This is a genomic window from Deferribacterota bacterium, from assembly GCA_034189185.1.
Classification (GTDB): domain Bacteria; phylum Chrysiogenota; class Deferribacteres; order Deferribacterales; family UBA228; genus UBA228.
The window spans coordinates 1-1716 of record JAXHVM010000287.1; the positions used below are offsets into that span (position 1 = coordinate 1).

The window sequence follows — 1716 nt, forward strand, 5'->3', positions numbered from 1 at the left end:
ATTTTTATGATTATAAAACATTTAATTTTTCTTTGACAAATATTTAAGCTTTTGTTAAAGTGCTTTTAGTTTAGGGAAATCGGTTAGAATCCGATGCTGCCCCCGCAACTGTGTTCCAGACGAAACCGATAAAGCCACTGCCATATATTATGGTGGGAAGGCCGGGAGTAGGATGTCTACCATATATTGGTAGATGAGATGGTTAGCCAGGATACCTAAACAACCTGTATAAATAATACAGGCAATTCTACGGAGGGTAGGTTTATGAAAGAATCTAAGCCTAGTTTATACCTTTTTCATTATCCTTTAATTTTCAACTTACAATTTAATAATCACTTTAAAATAAATGTTTTATAGAGGTGCTAAATGAGCGTTAATAAAGTAGTAAAACGTGATGGGAGAATTGTAAACTTTGATTATGAGCGAATAGTTGAAGCAATTTACAAGGCTGCCAAAGCTGTGGGTGGCGAAGACAGAAAAATTGCTAATAACCTAGCATTACAAGTAGTAAAAATTATACATAAAAAATATGGCGATATAGGGGTTGTTACAGTAGAAGAAATACAAGATGAAGTTGAGAAAACACTTATTGAAGCTGGCCACGCCAAAACAGCAAAAGCATATATATTATATAGAAAACAAAGGGCAGACATAAGAGATATAAAAACTGCATTTGGTGAAATAGAAAATATAATTGAAAATTATATAAATAAAAGTAGTTGGCGGGTAAAAGAAAACAGCAATACAACATTTTCTTTTCAAGGTTTAAATAACTTTATCTCTTCTACAATCATCTCAAAGTATTGGCTGGGTAAAATATACCCAGAAGAAATAAGAAATGCACATAATAGCGGAGATTTTTATATACATGATCTAGGATCACTCTCCGTCTATTGTTGTGGATGGGATTTAAAAGATATTTTACTAAAAGGCTTTAAAGGAGTTCATGGCAAAGTGGAGAGTAAACCAGCAAAACACTTAAGAAGTGCACTTGGACAAATAGTTAACTTTTTCTATACATTGCAGGGTGAAGCAGCTGGAGCTCAAGCCCTTGCAAGCTTTGACACCTATTTAGCCCCTTTTGTCAGATTTGATAAGCTTGAATATAGTGATGTTAAACAGTGTATGCAGGAATTTATATTCAATCTAAATGTTCCCACTCGTGTAGGCTTTCAAACACCTTTCACAAACCTTACAATGGATTTAGAAGTGCCTTCAATTTTAAAAAATGAATGTGTAATTCACGGTGGAAAAGCTTTAAATTGTACATATGGTGAATTTCAGAAGGAAATGGATCTTATAAATCATGCCTTTATAGAGATAATGACCGAAGGTGATGCTAAAGGGAGAATATTCACCTTCCCTATTCCAACATATAATATCTCTAAAAACTTTAACTGGAATAGAAAAATATTAGATGATCTTATGGCTATGACTGGAAAATATGGTATCCCTTATTTTGCAAACTTTGTTAATTCTGATATGAACCCAGAAGATGCAAGAAGTATGTGTTGTAGGCTTAGACTTGACAATAGACAATTAAGAAAAAGAGGCGGAGGACTTTTTGGAGCAAATCCATTAACAGGCTCTATTGGTGTTGTTACAATTAATCTACCAAAATTAGGTTATCTGGCAGCCGATGAAAATGATTTTTATAAGAGACTGGATAATTTAATGGAGCTTGCAAGAAATAGTTTAAAAATTAAAAGAAAAACT

Annotated in this window: 1 protein-coding gene and 1 riboswitch; the gene reads left to right on the plus strand. The window is 33.2% G+C overall.

From position 1 onward, the window contains the following. Positions 1–36: 36 nt before the first annotated feature. Positions 37–238, plus strand: a riboswitch (cobalamin riboswitch). A 128-nt stretch (positions 239–366) separates the two neighbouring features. Continuing rightward, positions 367–1716, plus strand: a 1350-nt coding sequence (locus tag SVN78_10955) for a ribonucleoside triphosphate reductase (protein ID MDY6822125.1), incomplete at its 3' end; no start/stop codon positions are given.